Genomic DNA, 25,888 nt, shown 5'->3' with positions numbered 1-25,888 from the left:
TCAAGGATAATAGCGCTCGAAATCACAATAACTCAAGGAGTTTGGCAGGACTAGCCAGGCTCTAGGCTTTTCACGTATGATGAGTAAAACATTTAGCTTCGGAGAACAATAACAAATGAGCGAAAGAAAACATTTTAGCCTATTAATTCTAGGCTCAGGTCCAGCCGGCTACACCGCAGCCGTCTATGCGGCTCGTGCAAACTTAAAGCCAGTGATGATCAGTGGCATGCAGCAAGGTGGCCAACTCACAACAACAACAGATGTCGATAACTGGCCAGGTGATGACCAAGGCGTTCAAGGCCCAGAGCTGATGGAACGCATGAAGAAACATGCAGAGCGTTTCGGCACTGAAATTATTTTCGATCAAATTCAAAAAATCGATTTAAATCAACGCCCATTCTTACTCGACGGCGATTTTGGTCAATATAGCTGCGATGCTCTTATCATTTGCACGGGTGCGTCTGCTCGCTACCTAGGTTTAGATTCAGAAGAAGCCTTCAAGGGTCGTGGTGTCTCAGCTTGTGCAACTTGCGATGGCTTTTTCTACCGAGATCAAGATGTTGTCGTCATTGGTGGTGGCAATACGGCCGTTGAAGAAGCCCTTTATCTTGCAAATATTGCTAAAACAGTAACCCTAGTTCATCGTCGTGATAGCTTGCGCGCTGAGAAAATTTTAATTGATAAACTCATGGCAAAAGCCAAAGACGGCAACATCAAAATTGAATGGAATAATACCCTCGATGAAGTTCTTGGCAATGAGCAAGGCGTTACAGGCGTACGTCTAAAGAGCACACAAGACCAAACGACTAAAGAGCTAGACACCAATGGCGTCTTTATTGCAATTGGTCATACCCCAAATACCGAAATTTTCAATAATCAGCTTGAGATGGAAAACGGTTATATCACCATTAAAGGCGGCCTCAATGGCAACGCAACTTCTACTAGCATTCCTGGTGTGTTTGCTGCCGGCGATGTTGCTGATTCTGTTTACCGTCAAGCGGTCACTTCCGCAGGAACAGGTTGTATGGCCGCACTCGATGCTGAGCGCTATCTCGATGAATTCGCAAGCTAAGCTACCCGCATTCCTTAATGCAGACACAATTCACTTTCCAGAACCTGCAGACGCACTCAGCGACCCCGATGGCCTTCTAGCCATCGGCGGTGACTTAAGTAAAGCGCGCCTAATACACGCCTATCATAAAGGCATCTTCCCTTGGTTTGCAGAAGAAGAGCCTATCTTATGGTGGAGTCCAAGCTTAAGAGCCGTTTTGCCTCCTCAAGACTTTCATCTTTCGCGCAGCCTAAAAAAGCTTATTAAAAAGCAAGTATTTCAAGTGACTGTTGACCATTGTTTTAATAAAGTCATGCGATGCTGCGCCAAAGCACACGCCCACCAAGGCACCTGGATTACAGAAGAAATGATTCAGGCCTATACCACACTTTACGATGCAGGACACGCTCACTCAATCGAGGTTTGGCAACACGGCAGGCTCGTCGGTGGTTTATATGGCGTTAACACCGGGACAATTTTTAGTGGTGAATCTATGTTTCAAACCACAAGCAATGCCTCTAAGCTGGCTTTTGCAGCACTCGCGGCTTTATTAAGACGTTGGGAGGCAACGTTAATCGACTGCCAACTCCTTAACTCACACCTGGTAACGCTCGGTGTTAGCAATATTTCTCGAGACAGCTATCTGCAATTACTCGAACACAGCAGAAACAATAATCAGCTTGATCAATATTGGCCGCAAGCAAATGAAATGGTTATAGAATCTCTAGCTAGTTACTTTTAATTGAAAATCATGTATGATAAGCCCCATTCTGACGGCAATCCCTAAATACCAGGGCTAACTGCATACAATTTCTAACAAGTGAAGATGAGCAATGGCAAAAGAAGAAAACATTGAAATGGAAGGCACTGTCCTTGAAACATTACCGAACACAATGTTCCGCGTAGAGCTTGAGAATGGGCACATTATCACGGCTCACATTTCAGGGCGCATGCGTAAAAATTACATCCGTATTTTAACCGGTGACAAAGTCAAAGTTGAAATGACACCTTATGACCTCAGTAAAGGTCGCATTACCTTCCGTGGTAATGAGCGTAAGAATCAAGGCGGTCAAGGCCGTTAACGAAAAGCCATCAAAATTGATGGCTTTTTTATTGAACAGCTTGTTCAGAGCATGTCGCTTAAAATAACTCTAAGCCTCTTCGTCCTCAAAATCTAAACAAAGCTCGCCTTCATTTTTGGGTCACGTGCACTGCACCACCTTGCGATAGCTTGCCAAATAAAAGCTCTTCAGCCAGTGGGCGTTTTAAGACATTTTGAATCAATCGACTCATCGGTCGTGCTCCCATCTTCTGATCATAGCCGTGTTCAGCAAGCCAACCCCGTGCCTCATCATCAATGTCTAGCTGTATCCCTTTATCATCCAACTGAACTTGCAGTTCGCAAATCAGCTTATCAACCACATGCTTAATGACATCGAATGACAACGGCTTAAAGCGAATAATAGAATCCAAACGATTTCTAAACTCAGGAGAGAATGCTCTTTTAACACCTTCTAAACCATCTGCCGCATGATCTTGTTCAAAGAAGCCGTAAGAAGCGCGAGACTCTTCAAAGGCGCCTGCATTTGTTGTCAGAATGACAATAGTATGGCGAAAATCCGCCTGACGGCCATTATTGTCCGTTAAAGTTCCATGATCCATGACCTGTAATAAAATATTAAATATATCAGGATGAGCTTTTTCTATTTCATCCAGTAATAAAACACAATGAGGCTGCTTAGTTACCGCGTCTGTCAATAACCCCCCCTGATCATAGCCGACATAACCTGGAGGTGCACCGATTAAGCGCGCAACACTGTGACTTTCCATGTACTCTGACATATCAAAACGCACGAGCTCCACACCCAATAATTTTGATAGTTGGCGAGAGACTTCAGTCTTGCCCACACCTGTCGGCCCTGCAAATAAGAACGAACCAATAGGCTTAGCTTCATCACGCAAACCTGCTCGTGACATCTTAATCGTAGAAACTAGCGCTTCTATGGCTTCATCTTGGCCAAAAATTAATATTTTAAGGTCTCGTTCCAAGTTTTCCAGAGATTTACGATCTGAAGCAGACACTCGTTTTTCTGGAATACGCGCCATCTTTGCAATAATTTTTTCTATGTCTGTTACTGTAATGACCTTTTTACGCTTGTCACTTTCACGTAATCGTTGATACGCCCCCGCTTCATCGACAACATCAATGGCCTTGTCCGGCAAAAAGCGATCAGGAATGTAACGTGCTGATAATTCAGCTGCAATCTTCAAAGCCGAATCTGAGTAGCGAATATTATGGTGCTCTTCAAAACGGCTCTTCAAGCCTTTTAGAATGTGATAAGTTTCATCTTCACTCGGCTCGGTGATATCAATTTTTTGAAACCGCCTGGCTAATGCACGATCTTTTTCAAAAATGCCACGATACTCTTGATAGGTCGTTGACCCCATACACCTAAGTTCACCACTACTCAATAAGGGCTTAATCAAATTCGATGCATCCATCACCCCACCCGAGGCCGCACCTGCACCGATAATCGTATGAATTTCATCAATAAATAAAATTGCGCCTTTGACTTTCTGCAATTGACGTAAGACCGATTTAAAGCGTTTCTCAAAATCACCCCGATATTTAGTCCCAGCCAATAAGGCACCTAGATCTAATGAATAAACAACACTTTCATTAATCACATCCGGCACATTTTTTTCGACAATACGCCAAGCCAAGCCTTCAGCAATCGCTGTTTTACCCACACCGGCTTCACCGACCAATAGAGGGTTATTTTTACGGCGACGGCACAATACTTGTACAACACGTTCAAGTTCTGCATTACGACCGATCAAAGGATCAACTGAGCCTTGACGCGCTTTTTCATTCAAATTAACAGCAAAACTTTCTAACGGCCCGACCATCGCCTCTTCAGTCTCATCACGCTCAGTACTTTGTTGAGGAGCTTGATCATAGTCCACAGCCGCATCGTCATCATGGATTTTAGAGATGCCATGAGAAATATAATTCACTACATCAAGGCGAGTAATGTTCTGCTGCCTTAGAAAATAAACCGCCTGGCTATCTTGCTCACCAAAAATTGCGACCAGCACATTTGCACCAGTCACTTCGGTTTTCCCTGCAGATTGAACATGAAAAACAGCACGTTGCAACACTCGCTGAAAACCTAACGTCGGCTGAGTATCACGATCATAGTCATTGTTCGGAATCAACGGCGTTGTTTCATCAAGAAACTGCGACAAAGAGTGCCGTAAACGCTCTAAATCAGCCCCACACACCTGCAAAACACTCGCAGCTGCGGTGTTATCTAGTAACGCTAACAATAAGTGCTCTACAGTCATAAACTCGTGACGCTTCTCACGAGCGACTTTAAAAGCTAAGTTAAGTGTCATCTCTAGATCTTTGCTTAACATACCCCTACTCCACCAAACTCAGCACACAACACACGTTTCACACCTCAATCTTCATGACTTATCCACCTCTACAATACATAACAGAGGATAGCCCGATTCTTTCGAATAATCATTCACCTGAGCGACTTTAGTCTCAGCAACATCACGAGAATAAACACCACAGGTCGCTCGACCTTTAGTATGTATTTCCAACATCGTCACCGTTGCTCTCTCTTCATCCATCGTAAAATACCGCTTAAGAATATCAACGACAAAATCCATCGGTGTATAATCATCATTGAGAAGCACAACCTTATACATGGGAGGAACTTGCAATTTGGGTCGTGCGACTTCTGTTGCAACATCACCTTCCATATCCTCTTTTTCGAGCGCCATACCTAAAAGTTTAGTCAATCTTTTGCTCATTCATCTCCCCTTATAGCCTAATTGTCATTCGTTTATCTCAATCAATCAAATAATAACAAGGTATTTAAACATGATTTAACCCCTTGACGACACAACCGAATATAGATCATTATAAAAGCTCAGATTAAGGGAAAAGCACTACTCTGGCTAGTGCTTGGTTTTGGTAGTTATCAACCCAAGGGATGTTGATATGGCAATAGGATTCGTTAAATGGTTCAACAATGCAAAAGGTTACGGGTTCATTCGCCCCGCTGAGGGAGGTGCCGATCTTTTTGCACACTTTTCATCAATTGGCATGGAAGGCTATAAAACATTAAAGACAGGACAACCTGTCAGTTATGAGACTAACCAGGGAGCAAAGGGCTTATACGCAACCAATATTTATATTGATAAGGCACAAGACACAATGTTTAGCCATAACTTTCAAACTGAGGCATCTACTCTCAACACGCCTGAAGATTCATCGAATTAATTCAGTCTATCCATGAGTGCTGTGAGGGAAAGTCCGCTTTGCTTTCCTCACACACTAAGAATATTCCGCCATTAAATTACTTGCCCTTGCCTAACGTCGCAGCCGCACTACCCTTTTGTAGGGACTGCACATTGTGACCTTTATCGACCGAAGAGACTGACTGTGTTTGTTGCTGGTCACGATGTGCTGGGCTAGTGCATCCAGCCAGACCAACAAAAACAACCCCTAAAAGGCTCCACAAGCACATCCTTTTCATCATGTTCTCCAAAATCCATCAAAAAAAACACCGATATCCTCAGTGTAGTACAAGTCGATTTACATTTCAGACCGCTTTGTTCTTCGCCCTCGCCAAATAAAAATAATGATCGCAATAACCAGAACAACCAAGGCAACGATCACAGCACCCTTATAGTGACCTAAATGCTTCAACAACTCCTTCAAAGCAATACCGAAGTAGTACCCCCCCAAAATAAAGGTTGATGACCACAACACCCCACCGATCACATCAAAAATAAAAAACCGCCCCCAAGGCATCTTTGTTGTTCCTAGTACAATAGGGATCGCCGTCCGCAAACCATACGCATAACGTAAGGCAAGTATCAACCAAATATCATATTTTTCTAGCAACCTTTGCACATGGGCGGCTTTTTTCTCAATCTTTGGCCAGCGGGCCAGTAACGGCCCTCCCCAAAAGCGCCCTAGCGCAAACAAAAGCTGGTCGTGAATGGTGCTACCAATCACTGCGATCAAAATCAGTAAGGGCAAGTGCAAAGCCCCATATCTGCTAATCGAATGGGCTGCTTCTATCCCAGCCAATAATAAAAATGTTTCACCTTCTATAAAGGCAGCAAAAAACATCATGATATAAATATGATGTTCCAGCCAAAGTAAAATCGGCGTAATATATGGGTATATCCAGTCTAGCACTCAATCAGCTCCAAAAATTCAGCGTCCAGTCTAACATAAAGCGAACGTAAATGGGGTTTTGACAACAGAAATCTCTATCGCCAACAGCGAAGATTAATGTTAACCTGGCGCTATTAAGGCTAACTGAATACCCAGACAATACGCAGCCCATAAATGGCCTTATTTAGGCTAGATAATATAAAAATAAAACCAGCAGGAGCGCTTTACGTGTCTACAGCCCCATGGCGAACTTACCTATACGCCTTAACTGAGCCCCGCATTTTAACCGTTTTTCTGCTGGGCTTTTCCTCAGGCTTACCTTTTGCTCTTATCGCCGGTACCTTACAAGCATGGTTTACAACAGCGGGGCTAGACTTGAAAACCATCGGCGCCGCAAGCCTCATTGGCTTACCCTATACTCTAAAGCCCTTTATCGCGCCTTTGATCGACCGTTATCGGCTGCCTATACTCGGTCGACGCCGTGGCTGGTTGTTGTTATTTCAGCTCGCATTACTCACAACCATTTTGCTGATGAGCACATTTAAACCAACTCATACCATAACCCTTTCAGGGCAGGCCATTCCCATACTCATGGTTATTGGTGCCTGTGTTGCGCTGTTTTCTACTTGCCAAGATATCGTAATCAACGCTTACCAGACAGAAGTCTTACATGAGAATGAACGTGGCTTAGGTGCATCTCTAGGGGTGACGGGCTGGCGCATCAGCTTTATTCTTTCAGGCTCTATTGCCCTTATTCTTGCTCAACATATTGGCTGGCATCTCACTTATATCATCATGAGTTTTTGCATGCTCATCGGCATCTTTGCCACGCTTTTTTGGCCCTAACCCCAAAAACGAAGGACGTGCCCCTATTACTTTCGTAAAAGCCATTTACGAACCCTTCGTTGACTTCTTTTCCAGGCAAAAGCTTCATATTGCCCTATTGGTTATTTTACTTATTTTAACCTATAAGATTGGCGATGCCTTAGCACTTGCACTGAATACGACATTTCTAATCAAAGGTGTTGGCTTTTCTTTAGATGCCATTGGTGTTATCAATAAAAATGTTGGCATTATTGGCTCTATCGCCGGTGGCATTGTCGGTGGTTTATTAATGCTACGCCTGTCATTATTTCGCTCGCTGATGCTCTTTGGCTTAGTGCAAGCCATCGCTAATCTAGGCTACATGTGGCTGGCGATTGTTGGCAAAAACTATAGTATTTTTGTCATCACCGCACTCGCAGAACACTTTTTTAGTGGCATGGGAACCGCAGCATTTGTCGCCTTACTGATGTCGCAATGTAATTTGAACTACACTGCAACCCAATATGCTTTATTTACCTCACTCTCGCTATTTGGTCGAACCTGGTTAGGGCCTATTGCTGCAAGAATGGTTGACAGCTTAGGCTGGGCACAGTTTTTTTTCTGGAGCTTTATTATTTCACTACCGTGTCTATTTTTCGTTTGGCTATTACGTCACAAGCTAGAAAAAGATCATCAGGACAGGCTCAATAAACAAGATGACAATGACGACGAGAAAGGACAGAGCCAAGTCGCCTGTCCATAAAATAAGGATATATTTTAAAGTAATCTAAGATAAAAACTGCTTTGCCATATGCTGGTGGATATCATTCATATCCAGCGCTTTTGCTTGCTTAACCAAGTCATTAACAACATCAAAGGGTAGCTCACCTGCTTGATCCGCAACAACAACATTTTTTCGAAAGATCATCAAGCGTGGAATCGACCGCACATGAAATTCCTGTGCAAGCTCAACCTCTTGCTCGGTATCAATTTTAGCAAAAACAACATCTCCATGCTCTTTTGCCACCTTAGCGAACACCTTATCAAAGGTGCGGCAAGGCTCGCACCAGTCCGCATGAAACTCGACCACCGTCAGATCATTTTCCCCAACAGTTTGATCAAAATTCTCATTGGTTAAACAAACCAGACTTTCCATCAGCATACGGCTCCTCTATCCATTATTGTTATGATCGATTATCTATTCCATCACAGATGCGTTGTTCTATCTCAGCGACATCACCTACACCTTCCACTCTAACATAACGAGGAGCAAATGCACTGCCTTCTTTTTCCCATTGCTGATAATAATCAATTAATGGTGAAGTGTGCTCATAATACACATTTAAACGCTTGCGCACAGTTTCCTCTTTATCATCATCCCGCTGAACCAAGGCTTCCCCTGTTTCGTCATCGAGACCTTCATTCTTAGGCGGCTGATAATGAACATGATAAGTACGCCCTGAAGGTAAATGAATCCGGCGACCACTTAATCGCTTGATAATTTCCTCATCTGCAACATCAATCTCAACCACGACATCGATTTTCACCCCCGCCGTTTTTAATGCTTCAGCTTGGGCAAGCGTCCGTGGTACACCATCTAACAAAAAGCCATTTTCACAATCTTTGGCTAAGATACGCTCTTTCACCAAGCCAATGATGATGTCATCAGAAACGAGGCCACCCTCATCCATAATCTTTTTCGCTTCTAAACCCAAAGGCGTCCCCTCACGTATTGCACCACGCAGCATATCACCTGTAGAAATCTGAGGAATGCCATAACGTGCAGTTAAACGTTGTGCTTGAGTTCCTTTGCCCACACCTGGGCCACCCAATAAAATAATACGCATGTATCTTCTTACCTTTCAGTCACTAAAAACATAAGAGCCTATTTTAACATAAAACGATTTAAGCTTGGGCGAAATAAAACTCAGCCTATCTTCTCACTTCAGTTAGCTATCTACTTGGAAAACAAGACAAAAATCAGCTAGGCTTAAAAAGGAGGTAGTGACCCTACAAAAAGTTAATGTTTAAGATGCAATTTCAAGATAATAAAAAGGATCCAAAATGAACAAAAAACGTAACCGACCTCACCCAGACGCCTCACCAGACTCCTGCTTTACAGGAGACAATGAGACCTGGCAAATTTTTCAAATCATCGCAGAGTTTGTCGAAGGTTATGAGCGCCTTGCCCATATTAGCCCTTCAGTCAGTATTTTTGGCTCAGCTCGCACCCCCTCTTCAGACCCTCAATTTAAGCTCGCCCGACAAATCTCAAAACGCCTCTCAGAAGAAGGCTTTTCCATAGTCACCGGTGGCGGCCCGGGGATGATGGAAGCAGGCAATCTCGGCGCTTCTGAAGGAAAATCATTAAGTATCGGCTTGAATATACAACTCCCTTTTGAAGAATGTAACAACCCTTATCAAGACATCAGCCTTAAATTCCGTCACTTTTTCTCACGCAAAACCATGTTTATTAAGTATGCTTCTGCCTACATCTGCATGCCAGGAGGCTATGGCACTCTCGATGAGCTGAGTGAAATTTTAGTCTTGATTCAAACCGCCAAAGTACGGGCCATTCCCATCGTGCTTGTCTGTTCGGAGTTCTGGCAAGGGCTCGTCAACTGGTTCGACGATGTTCTCGTTAAACAAAAGATGATTTCACCCGAAGATATGAATTTATTCGAAATGGCAGACACGCCTGATGAGGTGATAAAAATTATTAAAGCACACCATGCTGAAAATGACCTTGCTTTAGACCAGCACTCACTTTCCGTTCGTCTCTAGTTTCAATTTTGCTTCTTGCCACAGTAATTCCATTTGCTCAAGGCTAGCTTCTTCAAGGCTAGCCTTCGATTTTTTAAGCTCATTTTCGATATAATTAAAACGTTGCCTGAACTTTTGACTCGCCTGCTGCAATGCAACCTCAGGATCAACCTTCAATAGTCTGGCAATATTGACACTCGAGAACAAAACATCTGCCATCTCATCACTAATTAACGCCTGATCTTTTGCCTTAACAGCATCAACAAGCTCACTTACTTCTTCATCTAATTTTTCAATAGCCCCTGTCACTTCAGGCCAATCAAAACCGATTTTTGCCGCAACACGCTGCATCTTCAATGCTTTTTGCAACCCCGGCAATGAATCATCAACATGATCTAATAGCTGTTCAGGCACTTGCTGCTTTTCTTGGTTTTTAATTTCTAACCAAGACTCTTCTGCTTTTAGCGTTCTATCTGCACAATTAAATACACTTTTATGGCGCTGTTTTAATTTCTTTTCCAAGTGTACATAAATCTCATCGAGGCTAACGTTTTGGTGATATGCTTGCAATAACACCTGATATAGCACATCTGCCAATTCATCTTTAATCGATAAAGGCTCTTTTGCGCTAATCGCTGCAACCAATTCATAAGCCTCTTCAATAATATAAGCCGTTAAACTTTCAACAGATTGATGACATAACCATGCATCACCACTTTTCTTATCAAGCAATTTCTCTATAACGACTTCGATAACTTCTTTTTTTATTTTTTTATCACTCACCATGTCATTATCGCTTACGTGTTACTTCTGTCACTGAAGATAATTGCTGGATTTTATCAAGCAGCCGACCCAATATATCCAACCCTTCGACTTCAAGCGTGAGCAAGATCATCGCTGGCTGCCCTTTTTTTTCACGTTGTACATTCAAAGACTGCACCGCCATTTTTTCACCAGAGAGCAGCATCATTAACGCCTTGGTCGTATGGTCTAGCTCCGTACTCCAAATACAAATATCAACAGGATAAGACTGATACTCAACAGTCCCCCATTGCACTTCAACCAAACGTGATTTTTCCACACGCTGCCAAGCGACATTTGGGCAGTTTTGCCGATGCACAGAAATACCACGTCCCATAGTAATATAACCCACGACACTATCTCCAGGCACAGGCTTACAGCAACGCGCCATATGCGTCATTAAGTTATCAACCCCAGCAACAACGACCTCACCTAATTGTGCATCTTTTTGTGCGACAGGTGATGATGGAGTGATAATAATCGGTTCTTTTTCTTGTTCTTTATCTACTGCCGGCTGCAAATAATTAAGCAGCTGCAAAGGTCGCAATTCACCACAAGCAACAGAAATGAAAATATCATCTTCCGATTGCATTTTATAACGCTCAGTTAAACGCGCATAGTCGATACTCTCAACCCCTAAACGCTCCGCTTCACGCTCTAAAATTGCCCGACCTTCAATAATATTATCTTCACGGCGTAATTGCTTAAACCAAGATGCGGCCTTGTTACGTGCACGCGTTGTTTTTAAATAACCCAAATGTGAACTTAACCAATCACGACTGGGTTCACCGTGTTTCGAGGTTAATATTTCAACACGATCCCCGGTTTTTAACTCATAAGTCAGCGGAACAATGACGCCTCCCACTTTCGCACCTTTACAGCGATGACCCACTTCGGTATGCACATGATAAGCGAAATCCAAAGGCGTTGCTCCACGAGGCAAATCCATCACATCACCCTGCGGAGTGAAGACATACACTCGATCGTCAACCACTTGCGCCTTTAAGTCATCAATCGCATCTTTTGCATCAGCCACTTCTTCTTGCCAGTCGAGTAACTGCCTTAACCAATTAATCTTAGATTCATAGCTGGCATCATGCTTCACACCTTCTTTATAACGCCAGTGTGCAGCCACACCCAATTCAGCTTCTTCGTGCATACTAAAGGTACGAATTTGCACCTCAACCGTTTTTCCTTCAGGACCCACGACAGCCGTATGAATCGAGCGATAACCATTTTCTTTCGGTGTTGCGATATAATCATCAAACTCGCGCGGAATATGTTTCCACAAGGAATGCACAACGCCTAAAGCCGCATAACAGTCTTTAACTTCATTGACCATAATGCGCAAAGCACGCACATCATAAATTTCATCATAGGCCAACCCTTTTTTATGCATCTTACGCCAGATACTATAAATATGTTTAACCCGGCCGCTGACTTCACCTTCAATGTGAGCACTTGCCAATGCACTTTCCAAATCATCAATAACATTACGAATATAACGCTCACGATCCAAGCGTCTTTCATCGAGCAATTTAGCGATACGCTTATAAGTTTCTTTTTCTAGATAACGAAAAGCAAGGTCTTCCATTTCCCATTTAAGCTGGCCCACCCCCAATCGATTTGCAAGCGGGGCGTAAATTTCTTGAACATCAAGTGCAATTTGCTTACGTACCGGTTCAGCTTCTTCTTTCACCGCCCTTAAAGCAAACGCCTGCTCAGCAAGCTTGACTAAGACAATCCGAACATCTTCAACCATAGAGAGCAGCATTTTACGAAGCCGATCCATCGAGGTCATATCCTTGCCACGACGAATTGTTTGCATTGCCTCCATACGTTTGACACCCGTCACAATCTTCGCTAGGTCTGACGATAAATTATCTCTAATATCATCATGACTCAATGCACCATAACAATACGATGGATATAAAATTGCTGCAGCAAAGGTTTCATGATCAACATGCAGTTCGACTAAAATATCGGCCATCATAAGGCCTTGGTAATAGGCGCTATGGCCCGATAAAGCAATTGTCTCACGCCCTTGCTTTTGGGCCAGTTCACAGGCTTTCACAATAAGCGTGATTTGCTCATCTTGATAACCTAAAGTTTCATGAACACTTTTTAACCAACTTGCAAACTGAGTGGCATCCTCATCGAGAGATGGACGCACTTCCTCTCGCACCTGTACCATGAATATTATGCTCCACTGTTGTCACCGACCTGCAGATTTCTAGCCTAACATACTCTCTTTAAGCGTCGAATCATTTTTCAAACAAAGCGATCGATTCAACATGAGCGGTATGAGGGAACATATCCATCACCCCAGCTTTCTTCAAGCGATAACCTTTTTCAACCAAAATTCCAGCATCACGAGATAACGTCGCCGGATTACAAGACACATAAACAATACGCCTAGCACCAAAGCGTTCGATATTACTGACCAACACATCAGCACCACTACGTGCAGGATCGAGCAGAATCAAGTCATATTGCTCATCATACCAAGGCGCTTGCTGCCCTTGCTGTGATAAATCAGCGGCATAAAAACGAGCATTCTCTAAATTATTTAGCTTGGCATTTTCATAACCACGTTCAACCATGCGCTCACTGCCTTCAACACCGACGACCTCTTTAGCACGAGTTGCAATCGGCAGGGTAAAGTTCCCTAAACCGCAGAATAAATCCAATACTTTATCGTCTTTACTCGGAGCCAGTAAATCAATTGCAAAAGGCACCATTTGACGGTTAATTCCACCGTTGACCTGAGTAAAGTCACTGACATGAAACTTAAACTCTAAATTAAAGTCAGGTAAACGATACGATAAACGCTCTTGCCCGGGTATAATACCTGGCACAGGGTCTGGATAAACCCGATGAATCGTCTGCGGCCCTTTAGGCTGCAAGTAAAGTTCGAAGTCCAAACGCTGACAAAATCCTATTAATATTTTTAGATCATCATCACTCAACGGCTCCAGATGACGAATAATCAACGCGGTTTGCTCATCACCCACTGCAACTTCAATCTGTGGAATAGTTTCTTTCGCCGCCAAGCTTGAAAACAAAGTTTTAAACTCTTCTAAATTTTCACCCACATTAGCAGTTAATACCTTACAGCTTGATAAATCGGCTAAGAAGCTACTGTGTTTTTCACGAAAACCAACCAAAACCTTCTCTTTTTTGTGCACATAACGCGCACCCAACCGCGCTCGACGACGATAAGCCCACGGCTCTTTATTGACCAAAGGCGGCAAGACGTCTTCAGGCTGAACATTACCAAAATGCTCAAGCTGCTCTAATAAAACATTTTGTTTAAAATTAATCTGTGCCTCAGGCGCCATATGCTGCAACGAGCAACCACCGCATAGGTAAAAATGAGGACACTTTGCATCCACACGCTCCGCTGAGCCTTGAATAACTTCTAAGGTACGTGCTTCAGCCACCTTAGCACGGCGCGAAACATATTGAAAAACCACCTCTTCCTTAGGCAAAGCGCCATCTACGAACACAGTCCTCCCGTCATGATAGGTAATGCCACGCCCCTCATGATCCATCTTATCAATGACTGCTTGCACAGGCTCTTTAGGAACAGGTTTATGTCGCCGTCTTGCCATTATGACCCTTCTTTACTGCTTACGATTAAATCAAAAGCACCATTTTAACAGGCTCTAGCGCTTTCAACAAAAATAACTCCTCAAAAACTGTAGTCTATGCAGCAAAAACCTTTATCAACTACGCCCAGATGCCAATTGATCTACAGCAAGCTGCACACGGCTCAGCGACTTTGGCAGCTTCACCAGTTCCTTTTCCAAACCGAAGTTTTCATAATTCGCCCTTAACTTATTTAATTTTCCACCAGTTTGGTACCAATCATGCAAAGCAGCAATGAGGGATTGCTCAGTCGATAAAGACATCCCAATTTCAGCAAGCAAAGTATTTTTTTATAAATATTAAGATCTAATTTTTTCTGCCGGTCTTGTAAATTTTGATAATAATGTATAGTAAAAAACCAATCCGATAAATCAGCCAGTACATTGCTATCATTACTTATTTCAGCTTTATCTTTTTTGATGTAAAGCTGATCGATTTGTAGTCCTTTCACCGTTCCTTGCTCAAAGCCGGTAACAGAAATAGTTGGCGCAAATAAAGTTACTCCAGGCAAATCGCTTAGTTGAATTTCAACATTATGTAACTGAAAACTGCCATTAATTAAAAAGGTAAACCCTGCGTCAATATCGCTATAACTCAAACTTGAAAGATTTGCACTTAATTCAGCTTTCTGTGCCTTTTTTAATTCACCTTGCACAAGAACAGGTATTTCAAAACGTGCAACCCAATAAGTTGCCACAAGAGCAACCAGTCCCACAAGCAATAATGTACCAATAAACCGTCGCATATGTATTACCCCAAATTTGAGAGTAACACATTTTAGGCAAGCCATTAATATAGTAGCTTCATGAAAAACAAGAAATCAAAAAATGAGAAATACTCTGCAAATATACTTATTGTGGCAATGAATTAGTAAGTTTAAATAGGTCACGTTGACATTTTCATATGAACAATGAAGATAGAAGTGCATCGTCACACTAATTAGCTGATATAGTGCAAATTTTTCATTTTTAAGATTTGACATGCTTTCACATACCCAAGAATCATTGTTTTCCTGCCCAGACTATTAATCATATTGTTTGGCTCTATCACCATTTTGGTCAGCATAGGACTCTTTAACACTTGATAAGTAGGTGCTGGCATTTAAATTGTCATAATATTTATAAAAGGCATTAAGTAAATGTATTTTTGCTTTATAATGGTTTGTGTTCAGTAGGTATATAAATCCAACTGCCATACCCCCAATACACAGGAGCTGTAAATTTGTACTCCAAGAAAATTGGGAGTGTTTGGAAAATATTATCATTAATATGTAAATCCCAAAAAATAACAGAACGCTACCACCACTAAAAAATGTCCCATGCAATAGATTTAACTTTATTCCAAAATATTACTTTTTTTCCTTTTTTCTGTCGAACGCTCGATGAATAGTGAATTATCAAGTTTTTTTGAAGAGTTTGTTACATGATTTCTACAGACCTTAAGGTTTCTAAGGTGCTTATCTGGTTCATGAGACTCAATTATAAAGCTAGGAAATAAATTATCTGGACAAAGTATATCCAAGTTTTTATTTATTGAAACTGTAATGGTATTTAGTTTATTTAGTTTGTTTTCAGGCAAAAGCAAGTCGTTCAATATATTGCCTATTGATTTTCTTCTACTTTCCCATGCTTCGAACAATTTCGGTGTTATTACAATTATTGTGGTTCCAATAAAAGGTACAACAATGCTTAAAATCTGTAGTAGAGCTTTAGATAAAGCCATGCTTATATCCTTATGACTAATTTAAAATGAACAAATATACTACTGACTCTGGTGGCCGCTGTAAAGGCGGCAGTGGTGTTCATACACCCAACCAAAGTGCCGAATACACTTACTCGGCGAGGATGAAATTGAGAGCTTGGCCGGTGGAGCGAAGAAAACAATAACAGCACGCCGTTTGCCAGGTTTTGAAAGACTCCTACCGGAGAAATTCTTGGTGCAAAAATCACGCAGAGCCATGTTTATTTAACCAATCTGCATTTTTTCTGTCGTAAATTGTACTCGTTGCTCATCAGCCACAGTAAAAGATACAGGTTGTTCAGCATCTAAGTTACTAAATTGCCCTGAAAACATTTTACCTTGCTTCCATAACGTCACATTTTGAGGAATGCCACGAAAATCAACGTAGTGAATAATCATATAACTACGCTCCTCATGACTCTCAACTTGGATTTGATAAATTCCATTATCATGAGTAACTGACAGCTGTAGATTATCCTCAAGTATCACCATACTCCCTAAATTTTCTTCTGTTTCACTCGGCTGGCTTTGTGTAGGCTCTCCTGAGTCGGTATCACTATTATCGGCCACAACCACATCAACCGCAGCAGTGGTGAATTGCACTCGATCAGCATCTGCGATGGTAAAGCGTATAGGTCGGCTGCCATCTAAATTCCTAAACCTCCCAGTAAATTTTTGTCCATTTTTAGTTAGAGTCACATTCTGAGGCACGCCATTTTTAGCAAAATAATGAATAATGGCATAACGACGATCTTTATCGGTTTCTAGCTCAATAATATATTCATCGCCCTGCTGATCAATTTTAAGTAGGACATTATCTTCAAGTTCAATGACTCCATCAGAAAAAGAGGAGGTATCATCGCTTTGATCACCAACAGGCCCATTTGACGTTGAGTTATCTTCAGACTCATTGGCATTATCTGAAGTTCCTGTTTCTTGCTGTTGAGTCAGATTATCCTCATGTATTAGCGTTAGCTGATTAGCTTTTGCAATAACTGTTGTACCATTAGAGAATGTTACGGTTTTACTCTGTGCTGAAGGGTTATCAACCACATAGTTTTTCTTACCATTTTTAGTAAACACAACCGCTAAAGGGTCATTCGCATAAATGGTGAAGTCAGGTAAGCCCAAGTGGTTTAAACTAGTCAACCAATGGATCAACTGTGCATGACTGGTGCCAAACTCAGGTGTAAAATTATTGTTTTCTTGGTACTGACGATAAGCCTGGTTCGTATCAGTCAGCGCCTGGTATTGCCCAATCAATCCCTGCCAACGATCATAATAGTGCGCCCGACTATGTTCATTACGCTGCTGATGATAAAACTGATTGGTTTTCTTTAAATCATTAAGGTTGCGTGTGACATATTCTGAAGATCGACCCAAATAAAGCGAACTTGCTGTAATCGGCAAATAGTTAATACCATGAATTTCCTCTGGGTTTGCAGTCCACCAGGTGCTATACACAACACCCTCTGCCCAGACAATTCCTGCGGTTGTGTGTAAATAACCTTCTGGAAATATATCTTGATCTACATCAAACCAGTACTGGTCAATTGCTGAGCCTTCGGTTTCATAAAGATAAATACCTAAATCTCTGAGGCTATCTTGGCCCGTTGCTTGGCCCCAAAGCAAAACTGCGGCGGCAAAATTCATTGCTTCTGAAGAAGACTCCTGATTATTTCCTGCTGCAAAAGCTGCATGGCCTGATGCCCAGGAGTGCCCCGCATAAGGGTCAAAATGCCTTAAATATGGAAAACTATCATCTGACCGTTCATGATTGGCTGCATCTTTAATCAATAAATTGACCATCGCGCCCCAATTATTTTGCTTTGCCCAAACCGAATCAAATCGTGCAACCGCTGCGGCGGCCCGAATAAAATAAGCATAATGAAAATGGTGATCATTAATCTGATCATCACTACCATAAGAAGCAGGATAGCCAATTAATGTTTGCCAAGTAGGATCGTAATAAAAAAATGACGATAATTTAGCCTCGAACCAATCCTCTAGCTTACTTTTTAAAATCTCAATAAAATAATCTCTCTGACTGGTTAAATTTAGCTGATCAGCCAAATAAGTAAATTCAGCAACTTTCCCCAGCTCTTTTCCTAACCAGTAAGTATCTTTTTTGCTAAAACCACCTTGATTACGCAATGCGTTATATTCACCAATAAGTTGGGCTTTCAAGTGATCTTGTTGAGAGGGATCAATGGGCAGACTTGATATAATTCCTGAAAATTTTCGCACTGTTTTAAATTTATTATCGATAATCGCCTTCATCATTCCTCTTGAAGACTGATACTCTATATTCGTTGGAGAGCCTAGTAGATTTTTCCATTGATGTGGATATAAAGCCATCACTGTTTGATTATTATGATTCGCAGGCTCTTTTTGATCAAAGTTCAATATAAAATCTGTTACTATTTCAGAACTTTCAGGCTGATACTGATAGTTAGCCTTTCCAGATGTCACAAAAGAATAAGCATATTTCTTAAATTCCAATAAAGTCTCAATGTTTTTTTCAGGTAATAAGGCAACTGACCAATAATTTTTTCCTGCTAAATTCGAGCTTATTAAACTACGATTACCACTCACACTCCATTGACTGCCACTGGGGGCAAATAAGCCATAGTGATGACCATTAACACTTAAACCCATCACGTTGGCATTTTGATACCATACTTCATTTTTATCCTGCTCTAATCTAGCAATACTTCCTTCACGATTATTATTAAAATTTAATATATTTGTACGATCTAACTGATAAGGTAAAACAACTCGAGCTTGACTTTGATCAATTAAGATATCTCCAGAACCAAAATTACGCCAAATATCTATCGAAACATTGCCATTATTAAAATTTTGATAATCACCATAACTGTGGTTTTGATCGATACCGCCATGAGAGTTTTCATTATAAATTTCCCACGAAACACTAGAACCATCAGTCGGAAATAAAGCATATTGCTCTATACGGTCGGATTCGCCGTCACCATCAAAATCTAATGCAAATCTAACTTTTACAGCAGCACCCGGCTCTAAGGCGTTAACAGGAATATTAAATCCAATATTTCCTCCCTGATAACTCCCATGTAAGTTTTCGAAATGATAACGTTTCGACTTAAAAGGAAAATCAATCGCTCGCTGAGATACTCGATTTAACTTCACTTCTACAGGACGATTACCAGAGCGCTCAAAATAGATAAAAGGTAAACCGTGCCCTAAAGTTGCTTTCAGTGAGTTTTGGCTATTCTGCCAAAGCGCTCCCACCGTCCAATCGCTGTAACTCTCTGCCACCGTTTTATCAAACTGCTCACCTTGCAAAGAAACTAATAAATCTTTTTGATAAGAGTAACGATAACCCGCCCCTCGATTATAAATAGTACCCTGCCACTCAATATTATAAACAATCGGCTGGTCAGGATAACCTATGCCTAATCCTTGTTTTTCTGCCTGAAAAGCTAATGGATGGGCAAACATCGGTTGTGAGTGAGGCTGGTTGCCATTAAAATCCCAAATTAACGATGACCACCAGGTATGTGTCGGTATTGGCCCCTGAAAGCTATTCGATTTTTTGATTACCCCCTTTACACTTCTTAAGTTATTTCCCTCACTATCTTGTGCGGGTAACTCAGTTAGATAGCGCCCAGCACCCTGAGGAATATCACTTGCAATTGTGATACTTCCCCATAGCCCTAAAACCAAACCGATTGCCTCTTTTCGCATAAGCTATACCTTTTTATTTTCTTTCGTTGCATACAAAAGGCATAGACATGATTTATTAAATTAAAATGAATAAATCAAAAACAAATATTTTTCTGCTTAAAGAGTTAAAATTACTGGATTAAAATAAAATAGCTTGAATAGATTGATTTAAAATATCTTGATCAACAACATGACTATATTGCCCATCTTTTACATAAACAAGACCGATCTTTTCGAGTAAAACCAACCTTACTTTCTTATCCAGTACTTTTTTAATCAAGAGTCAGAGCAGCTAGAATTTCTGTTAACCCTAATCTAGGAATACTAGGTAATAAGCCATTTATTTTTAAGAAATATATTAATTTATCGCTTTCGCTTTTTGCTAAAACACCCAAACGCACAGCATAATCAGCTTCAACCATTAAACCTAAAGCAACCGCTTCGCCATGATTAAGGGTATGACCACTGACAATCTCTAAAGCGTGGGCTATCGTATGACCTAAATTTAAAACTTGGCGCAAGCCTTTTTCATGCTCATCGATGCTGACAACATGCTTTTTAACTTGGCAGCTTTTAAGAATCACTTCAGCCAGTACTTTTCTATTATCTAAGTTTAGCAAAGATTTGGCATTCTCAGTTAATTTATCAAAAAACTCGCGATCACTGATTAAAGCATGTTTTAAAATCTCTATAAATCCCGCTTTGCGTTCTCGCATTGAGAGTGTCTGCAATACACCAGGATCAATCACAACACGCACAGGTTGGGTGATTGTTCCGATCATATTTTTGCCAAAAGGAGTATTCACCCCTGTTTTTCCACCAATGCTGGCATCAACCATAGCAAGTAGACTAGTTGGAATATATAGCACCGGCACACCACGACAATAAGTCGCGGCTAAATAGCCCGCAATATCTGTCACCACTCCACCGCCAAGTGCAATCACTAAAGTATCTCGTGTAAAGCCTGCATCGAGCATGGCATCTTCAAGCCTTTGCTTCACCTCGCGTGTTTTGCACTCCTCACCCAAACCTATACTGAGCAGCAAAACTTCAGCGCTTTGTTCCACTAGCTTCGACCTAAACTGTTCCGCATACAATGTTCTTACTTGATCATCGGTAATTAATACGATTCGCTTAGAAAGCGTGATGCAGTCTTGTATTAATTGATCTGACTTTAATAGCCCTGAATCTATATCAATATTGTAGGCCGGTTTTGTGGTGACTTCTAACTGCAACATAATATGCTTTTTACCTTATCCATTTATTTTTATAATTTCGCCGCGCGGTTCACGAGTAAAGCATCTGCCAATACCAAAGCTAACATAGACTCGACCACAGGAACCGCACGAATCGCAACACAAGGGTCATGACGAGAACCTTCAGGTAGTGAAAAGCTGGCTTTCTCCCCTGTAATATTGGCTGTTGCTTGTGCTTTTTTAATGCTTGACGTTGGTTTAAACGCAACTTGCCCACTAATGCATTCTCCGGTACTAATTCCACCCAAGGTCCCACCGGCATGATTGGTTAATAAGGCTTTATCCTCTGCAAACAAATCATTGTGCTCAGAACCTTGCATCCGTGATGCTGAAAACCCTTCCCCAATACTAACTCCTTTGCTTGCAGGCAGTGTCATCATCGCTTTTGCTAAATTAGCTTCCAATTTCTCATAAACGGGGTCGCCCACACCAACAGGCACACCAATGGCAGAAAACTGAATAATACCCCCTAGGGAGTCACCATCATTAATCGCGCTATCTAACTCTGCCATCATTCTCTCACCAGCGGCAGGATCAGCACAATATAATGGATGTTGGTAAATCGCTTGTTTTAGTTTAGGTAGTTTTTCTACATTTAAACTTGCATCAATAGAGCCAATCGATTGAATACTTGCGGCAATTTCTATCCCAAAGTGATCTAATAATTTTTTAGCAACCGCCCCAGCAGCCACTCGACACGCTGTCTCACGGGCCGAAGAGCGCCCACCACCACGATAATCAAATACACCGTATTTTTCCAGGTAAGTGTAGTTCGCATGACCTGGGCGCAATAAATTTTTGATCGGCTCATATTTACTCGAGTCTGCATCATGGTTATGAATGACAATCGACAATGGCGCACCAGTTGTTTTTCCTTCAAAAACTCCTGAATAAATTTGTGCATGGTCTTTTTCTTTACGTGGCGAAGTAAAACGATTTTTGCCCGTTACACGTAGGTCCAATTCAGCATTAATATCATCTTCATTAATCACTAAACCGGCAGGACAACCATCAATCACAACACCAATGCCTTTACCATGAGACTCACCCCAGGTCGTAATACGAAAAATTTGTCCAAATGAATTACTGGCCACAAGACTCTCCTAATGCTTCTAATTGCATAATCGTTAAATGCGCTGTATCGCAATTAATCTTAATACTATGATGTGCAGCTTGTTGATAATAGTCATGACGGTTTTGGCAAAGTTTTAAAAATTCAGCCAAACCTTTATCCATACTATTATGGATATAAGCCGGCTTTTTCCCTGATAAATAACGCTTCTCTAATAGCTTACTATCAGCATCTAAATAAACCACTTGGCCTAATTGCCGTAAAGTCTGACGATTGATTTTTGCTAAAATAGCACCACCACCTGTAGCAAGTACACAAGACTCAGGTAAATTAAGTGATAAAATCACTTGAGTTTCTAAATTACGAAAGCCAGTCTCACCTAAATTTTTAAAAATTTCAGGGATAGTAAACTCGGTATTTTCTTGCTGATTATAGTGATTCTTTAATAGTTCATCGAGATCAAAAAATGGCCAATTTTTTGCTTTGGCTAGCTGCTGCCCTAAAGTCGTTTTGCCGACACCTTTAGATCCACACAAAATTATGCGCATGCTAATTCTCGAATATTAACACCTAACGCTTGCATTTGTGTAACGAAACTTGGATAGCTTTTAGCAATACACTCACTGTCAGCAATTTCGCAATCACCTACTGCTGCCAACGCTGCAACGGTCATCGACATAGCAATGCGATGATCATGATAGCTTTGCAAGTTTTTCTGATTGGTCAGCGATTGTCCACCCATAATATGCAAACCATCTTCTGTTTCTGCAATATCAGCACCTAACTTTTTCAGCTCTGTGGTAATTGCGGTGAGACGATTTGACTCTTTTTTACGCGCGATGCCCGCACCCGAGATCAACGTTTGTCCTTCGGCATGACATGCAATCACTGCCATAATGGTAATCGCATCCACAAACTCATTAATATCAAAACGAATACCCTGAAGTTTTTCTACAGGTAACACCTGCAAGGATTTTTCTAGCGCATTATATTCAAAATTAGCACCCATTTTCACTAAAACATCGAGTAGTTTCTTATCGCCTTGAGCATCTTCTAAATCAACATTATCAATAATCACCGAGCTTTTCGTCACCAAAGCTGCGGCCACAGGATAGGCAAGTGAACTAAAGTCTCCCGGGACTCGGTAATTAAAACCGGCAATTTTTTGTACTCCAGGAATGATAAAGCGTGTATAGCCTTCACGTTGATAAGACAGACCTAAACGATCAAACCAGCTTAAAGTTAAGTCCAACCAAGGCAATTCTCCAGGGTTATCGACAATAATTTCTGTCTCACCTGGAATAAATAAACTTGCGATTAATAAAGCTGAAACCGGCTGTGAATCTTGACCTTCTATCTGTGCACGATTCCCTTGCATCGGCCCACGAATAATCAAAGGCGCATGCCCATCCCCTTTCGTTGAAATACACTCCGCGCCGAGCTGCTTTAAGCCTTCAATTAAAGGCAAAGCCGGGCGATTAAAACGTACGGAGTGATCCCCAGTCATGACGCTATACCCTGGGATTAAACCTAGAATTGCACCAACAAACCGCAAAACCTGGCCTGAATTACCCGCATCTAAAATATTATCTGGCTGCTGTGGCTGACCCGACACTCCTTTAATATCCAAACGATTTTCAGACTCAATAACGGTAACTTCTGCCCCCAGCGCTCGACAAGCATCGATCATTGCATACGCATCTGGCGAAGGCAAAAAAGATTCGATACCACTGTTTCCTTCAGCTAAAGAGGCAAATAAAATTGCTCGTAACGTATGTGACTTGGAGGATGGTATTTCTATGCGGCCTTGCAACTGTGACGGCTTAATCTGCAATTTTTTCATTATCTCACTCAACCAATAACACGAAAATTTATAACCTTTAAAATATCAAACCTTAATCTAGGCACAGCCAAGAATACGACATGATCGCACTTCATCCTGTACCTTTTTAACAGTACAAGATAGCCTATCATGCTTATTCTTCTCTGACAACCTAACGAGAACACCTTTTGAGCACGGCCAATAATCCACCCCTGCAGTATCAGCAAGCTCAATCACTCTATTAAGATCATCATGATGATTTAACCAAAGGTAACATATTGATAGATTAGGCTTAATCTCAGCTTTCCCTTTATTAATGACAACAAAGGTAGTTGTATTATTAAGCGCATCCATAATGTGCTCAGCGTGAATCCTTAAGCCTAATTTTTCAGCACAGCGCGCTGATGCAATCGCTGCTGCGCCAACCTCATTTTTAGCCCGGATCGCCGCTTCGCCATTACTTGCAACAGCAATGCATTTCACATTTGTTTGGTTTCGCTTTAACCAGCGTTTACACTGCTGTAATGACTGCTCATGTGCATAAATCTTATTAATCTCTACAGTCTTATCATTGACCAATAGATTATGCTGTATCGCCAAATGATGTTCCTCGCTGATATATACATCTGACTTTAGCAATTGATCTAACACAGGAGCAATCACTCCTGTCGTACTATTATAAAGCGGCATAACCGCTAACTTTACCTGTTCAGCTAATAACCTATTGGTAATATCGCTAAAAGAGCTCTCCAAAGAAAGCTCAATGAAGTCTCCTAGCTGCCCGTAGGCCGCTTCTTCAGAATAAGTTCCCTCAGGACCTAAACAAGCGACGGTTAATGGCTGCTGCAAACTTAAGTTCAATGACATAATTTGACGGAAAATATGATAAACCGCTTTATCTTCCAAAGGCCCGTGATTGTTTTCAAGAATTCTTTTTAAAACAGCCTGTTCCCGCTCTGGGCAGTAAAATTTCGCAATATTCGCCTGCTTTTTCACCGAGGCAACTTCTAAAGCACATAGTGCGCGCTGGTTTAATAAATCTAATAACTTAAGGTCGATATCATCAATCTTATGACGCAATTCATTCAATGCTGGATTCATTACTATCTTCCTCTCAGATATCACGATTAACACTTTTCGCAATCAAAGCCAGTTCTTGCATCAACTGCGCCAAACTCTGTGGGCTTAGCGCTTGCTCTGCATCACACCACGCTTGTTCGGGCTGATGATGTGACTCTATAATCAAACCGTCTGCACCCGCAGCAATTGCTGCTTTCGATAAAGCAGGGACCAGCGAAGCACAGCCCCCAGCATGACTCGGATCTATAATAACAGGCAAATGCGTTTCACGCTTTAATACTGGAATTGCAGTGATATCTAACATATTGCGATATGCACTCTCAAAGCTACGTACCCCACGCTCACACAAGATAATATTTGAGTTCCCATGTGCTGCGATATACTCAGCCGCATTCAACCACTCTTTAATCGTCGCACACATGCCACGCTTTAATAAAACCGGTGTTTTTGTTCGTCCAACTTCTTTTAATAATTCGAAGTTCTGCATATTGCGTGTGCCAATTTGAATCAAATCCACACCTGTTGACAAGAAATGTTCTAAATGCCTCACATCTAACAACTCTGTCACTATCGGCAGCTCATTAGGCCGAGCCGCTTGCTCTAACATCGTTAAGCCATCAATACCATGCCCCTGAAAACTGTAGGGATTGGTTCTTGGCTTGAATGCTCCACCACGCATTAATCGACAGCCTGCATTCTTAACCATTTTTGCCGCAGCAACCATCTGCTCCGGCGTCTCCACAGAGCAAGGCCCACTGATCACTTGAATCGTTTTGCCACCCATCGCAACACCACCCACATCAATAATAGAGCCTGTAGGTAAACTTTCACGATCAACCAATGGGTAAGTTTTTTTAGTATCAATCAAACGCACCTGTTCTGGCAAAATTTCCTTTATTTTTTCAGCATCTTGCTTTGGATTTTCACCTTTCAAATGAAT

25 protein-coding genes are annotated in these 25,888 nt (G+C 41.6%); 7 read left to right on the top strand and 18 right to left on the bottom strand.

Annotated features, from left to right (window positions below):
- Nucleotides 1-115: 115 nt before the first annotated feature.
- The 3 genes from trxB to infA all read left to right on the top strand — a co-directional run bounded on the left by trxB (nt 116) and on the right by infA (nt 2,133).
- On the top strand, nt 116-1,072 hold the full coding sequence (gene trxB, locus BGC07_RS13885) for a thioredoxin-disulfide reductase (protein WP_069313588.1): 957 nt from the start codon (nt 116-118) through the stop codon (nt 1,070-1,072).
- Nucleotides 1,056-1,793: a leucyl/phenylalanyl-tRNA--protein transferase gene (aat, locus tag BGC07_RS13880; protein ID WP_069313587.1), complete on the top strand. Its 738-nt coding sequence runs from the start codon at nt 1,056-1,058 to the stop codon at nt 1,791-1,793. The genes trxB and aat overlap by 17 nt, the downstream gene beginning before the upstream one ends.
- Before the next feature lie 91 nt (nt 1,794-1,884).
- Complete coding sequence (gene infA, locus BGC07_RS13875; protein ID WP_069313586.1) at nt 1,885-2,133, top strand: translation initiation factor IF-1; 249 nt, start codon at nt 1,885-1,887, stop codon at nt 2,131-2,133.
- Nucleotides 2,134-2,242: 109 nt separating this feature from the next.
- On the opposite strand, the gene clpA is transcribed toward infA, so the two are convergent.
- Both clpA and clpS read right to left on the bottom strand, forming a co-directional pair.
- Entirely contained in the window at nt 2,243-4,471 is a 2,229-nt protein-coding gene (gene clpA, locus BGC07_RS13870) for an ATP-dependent Clp protease ATP-binding subunit ClpA (RefSeq protein WP_069313585.1), read from the bottom strand.
- Nucleotides 4,472-4,522: 51 nt separating this feature from the next.
- Complete coding sequence (clpS, locus tag BGC07_RS13865) at nt 4,523-4,876, bottom strand: ATP-dependent Clp protease adapter ClpS (protein WP_069313584.1); 354 nt, start codon at nt 4,874-4,876, stop codon at nt 4,523-4,525.
- 190 nt (nt 4,877-5,066) lie between these two features.
- Between clpS and BGC07_RS13860 the strand changes: the two genes are divergently transcribed.
- Complete coding sequence (locus BGC07_RS13860) at nt 5,067-5,348, top strand: cold-shock protein (protein ID WP_069313583.1); 282 nt, start codon at nt 5,067-5,069, stop codon at nt 5,346-5,348.
- A gap of 76 nt (nt 5,349-5,424) precedes the next feature.
- Here the strand turns inward: BGC07_RS13860 and BGC07_RS13855 are convergent, their stop codons facing one another.
- The gene (locus BGC07_RS13855) at nt 5,425-5,607 is read right to left on the bottom strand and encodes a hypothetical protein (protein WP_139121706.1); all 183 of its coding nucleotides are present in this window, start codon (nt 5,605-5,607) and stop codon (nt 5,425-5,427) included.
- A gap of 56 nt (nt 5,608-5,663) precedes the next feature.
- Entirely contained in the window at nt 5,664-6,275 is a 612-nt protein-coding gene (locus BGC07_RS13850; protein ID WP_069313581.1) for a DedA family protein, read from the bottom strand.
- Between the two features lie 207 nt (nt 6,276-6,482).
- On the opposite strand from BGC07_RS13850, the gene BGC07_RS22605 reads away from it, so the two are divergent.
- Both BGC07_RS22605 and BGC07_RS22600 read left to right on the top strand, forming a co-directional pair.
- Nucleotides 6,483-7,100: an MFS transporter gene (locus tag BGC07_RS22605; RefSeq protein WP_235603229.1), complete on the top strand. Its 618-nt coding sequence runs from the start codon at nt 6,483-6,485 to the stop codon at nt 7,098-7,100.
- A complete protein-coding gene (locus BGC07_RS22600) occupies nt 7,078-7,821 on the top strand; it encodes an MFS transporter (protein WP_235603223.1) in 744 nt (247 codons plus the stop codon). The genes BGC07_RS22605 and BGC07_RS22600 overlap by 23 nt, the downstream gene beginning before the upstream one ends.
- A gap of 24 nt (nt 7,822-7,845) precedes the next feature.
- Here the strand turns inward: BGC07_RS22600 and BGC07_RS13840 are convergent, their stop codons facing one another.
- Nucleotides 7,846-8,214, bottom strand: a complete 369-nt coding sequence (locus BGC07_RS13840; protein WP_069313580.1) for a thioredoxin family protein — start codon at nt 8,212-8,214, stop codon at nt 7,846-7,848.
- A gap of 28 nt (nt 8,215-8,242) precedes the next feature.
- Entirely contained in the window at nt 8,243-8,905 is a 663-nt protein-coding gene (adk, locus tag BGC07_RS13835) for an adenylate kinase (RefSeq protein ID WP_069313579.1), read from the bottom strand.
- A gap of 217 nt (nt 8,906-9,122) precedes the next feature.
- On the opposite strand from adk, the gene BGC07_RS13830 reads away from it, so the two are divergent.
- The gene (locus BGC07_RS13830; RefSeq protein ID WP_069313578.1) at nt 9,123-9,842 is read left to right on the top strand and encodes an LOG family protein; all 720 of its coding nucleotides are present in this window, start codon (nt 9,123-9,125) and stop codon (nt 9,840-9,842) included.
- Here BGC07_RS13830 and mazG read toward each other — a convergent pair.
- The 12 genes from mazG to aroF form a co-directional block, all read right to left on the bottom strand.
- Entirely contained in the window at nt 9,822-10,607 is a 786-nt protein-coding gene (gene mazG / locus BGC07_RS13825) for a nucleoside triphosphate pyrophosphohydrolase (RefSeq protein ID WP_069313577.1), read from the bottom strand. The two genes, BGC07_RS13830 and mazG, sit on opposite strands and share 21 nt — an antisense overlap.
- A 4-nt stretch (nt 10,608-10,611) precedes the next feature.
- A complete protein-coding gene (gene relA / locus BGC07_RS13820; protein ID WP_069313576.1) occupies nt 10,612-12,816 on the bottom strand; it encodes a GTP diphosphokinase in 2,205 nt (734 codons plus the stop codon).
- 70 nt (nt 12,817-12,886) lie between these two features.
- The gene (gene rlmD, locus BGC07_RS13815; RefSeq protein WP_069313575.1) at nt 12,887-14,236 is read right to left on the bottom strand and encodes a 23S rRNA (uracil(1939)-C(5))-methyltransferase RlmD; all 1,350 of its coding nucleotides are present in this window, start codon (nt 14,234-14,236) and stop codon (nt 12,887-12,889) included.
- Between the two features lie 230 nt (nt 14,237-14,466).
- Complete coding sequence (locus BGC07_RS13810; protein ID WP_069313574.1) at nt 14,467-15,018, bottom strand: hypothetical protein; 552 nt, start codon at nt 15,016-15,018, stop codon at nt 14,467-14,469.
- A gap of 590 nt (nt 15,019-15,608) precedes the next feature.
- Nucleotides 15,609-15,995, bottom strand: coding sequence for a hypothetical protein (locus BGC07_RS13805; protein ID WP_069313573.1), 387 nt, complete (start codon nt 15,993-15,995; stop codon nt 15,609-15,611).
- Between the two features lie 243 nt (nt 15,996-16,238).
- Nucleotides 16,239-19,739, bottom strand: coding sequence for a glycosyl hydrolase (locus BGC07_RS13800; protein ID WP_069313572.1), 3,501 nt, complete (start codon nt 19,737-19,739; stop codon nt 16,239-16,241).
- A gap of 251 nt (nt 19,740-19,990) precedes the next feature.
- Entirely contained in the window at nt 19,991-20,956 is a 966-nt protein-coding gene (gene aroB, locus BGC07_RS13795; protein WP_069313571.1) for a 3-dehydroquinate synthase, read from the bottom strand.
- A 29-nt stretch (nt 20,957-20,985) separates the two neighbouring features.
- Nucleotides 20,986-22,068: a chorismate synthase gene (gene aroC / locus BGC07_RS13790; RefSeq protein ID WP_069313570.1), complete on the bottom strand. Its 1,083-nt coding sequence runs from the start codon at nt 22,066-22,068 to the stop codon at nt 20,986-20,988.
- A complete protein-coding gene (locus BGC07_RS13785) occupies nt 22,058-22,594 on the bottom strand; it encodes a shikimate kinase (RefSeq protein ID WP_069313569.1) in 537 nt (178 codons plus the stop codon). The genes aroC and BGC07_RS13785 overlap by 11 nt, the downstream gene beginning before the upstream one ends.
- Nucleotides 22,585-23,889 carry a 3-phosphoshikimate 1-carboxyvinyltransferase gene (gene aroA, locus BGC07_RS13780; RefSeq protein ID WP_069313568.1) on the bottom strand — a complete coding sequence of 435 codons (1,305 nt, stop codon included), beginning with the start codon at nt 23,887-23,889 and terminating at the stop codon, nt 22,585-22,587. Before aroA ends, BGC07_RS13785 begins: the two co-directional genes overlap by 10 nt.
- A 57-nt stretch (nt 23,890-23,946) precedes the next feature.
- On the bottom strand, nt 23,947-24,969 hold the full coding sequence (gene pheA, locus BGC07_RS13775; protein WP_069313567.1) for a chorismate mutase: 1,023 nt from the start codon (nt 24,967-24,969) through the stop codon (nt 23,947-23,949).
- Nucleotides 24,970-24,982: 13 nt separating this feature from the next.
- The coding region (aroF, locus tag BGC07_RS13770) for a 3-deoxy-7-phosphoheptulonate synthase (protein ID WP_139121765.1) at nt 24,983-25,888 on the bottom strand (906 nt) is incomplete at its 5' end.

Origin of the sequence: Piscirickettsia litoralis (genome assembly GCF_001720395.1) — a bacterium.
Classification (GTDB): domain Bacteria; phylum Pseudomonadota; class Gammaproteobacteria; order Piscirickettsiales; family Piscirickettsiaceae; genus Piscirickettsia; species Piscirickettsia litoralis.
Note: the sequence above shows the minus strand (reverse complement) of the source record. Positions and strands in the feature narration are given on the sequence as shown.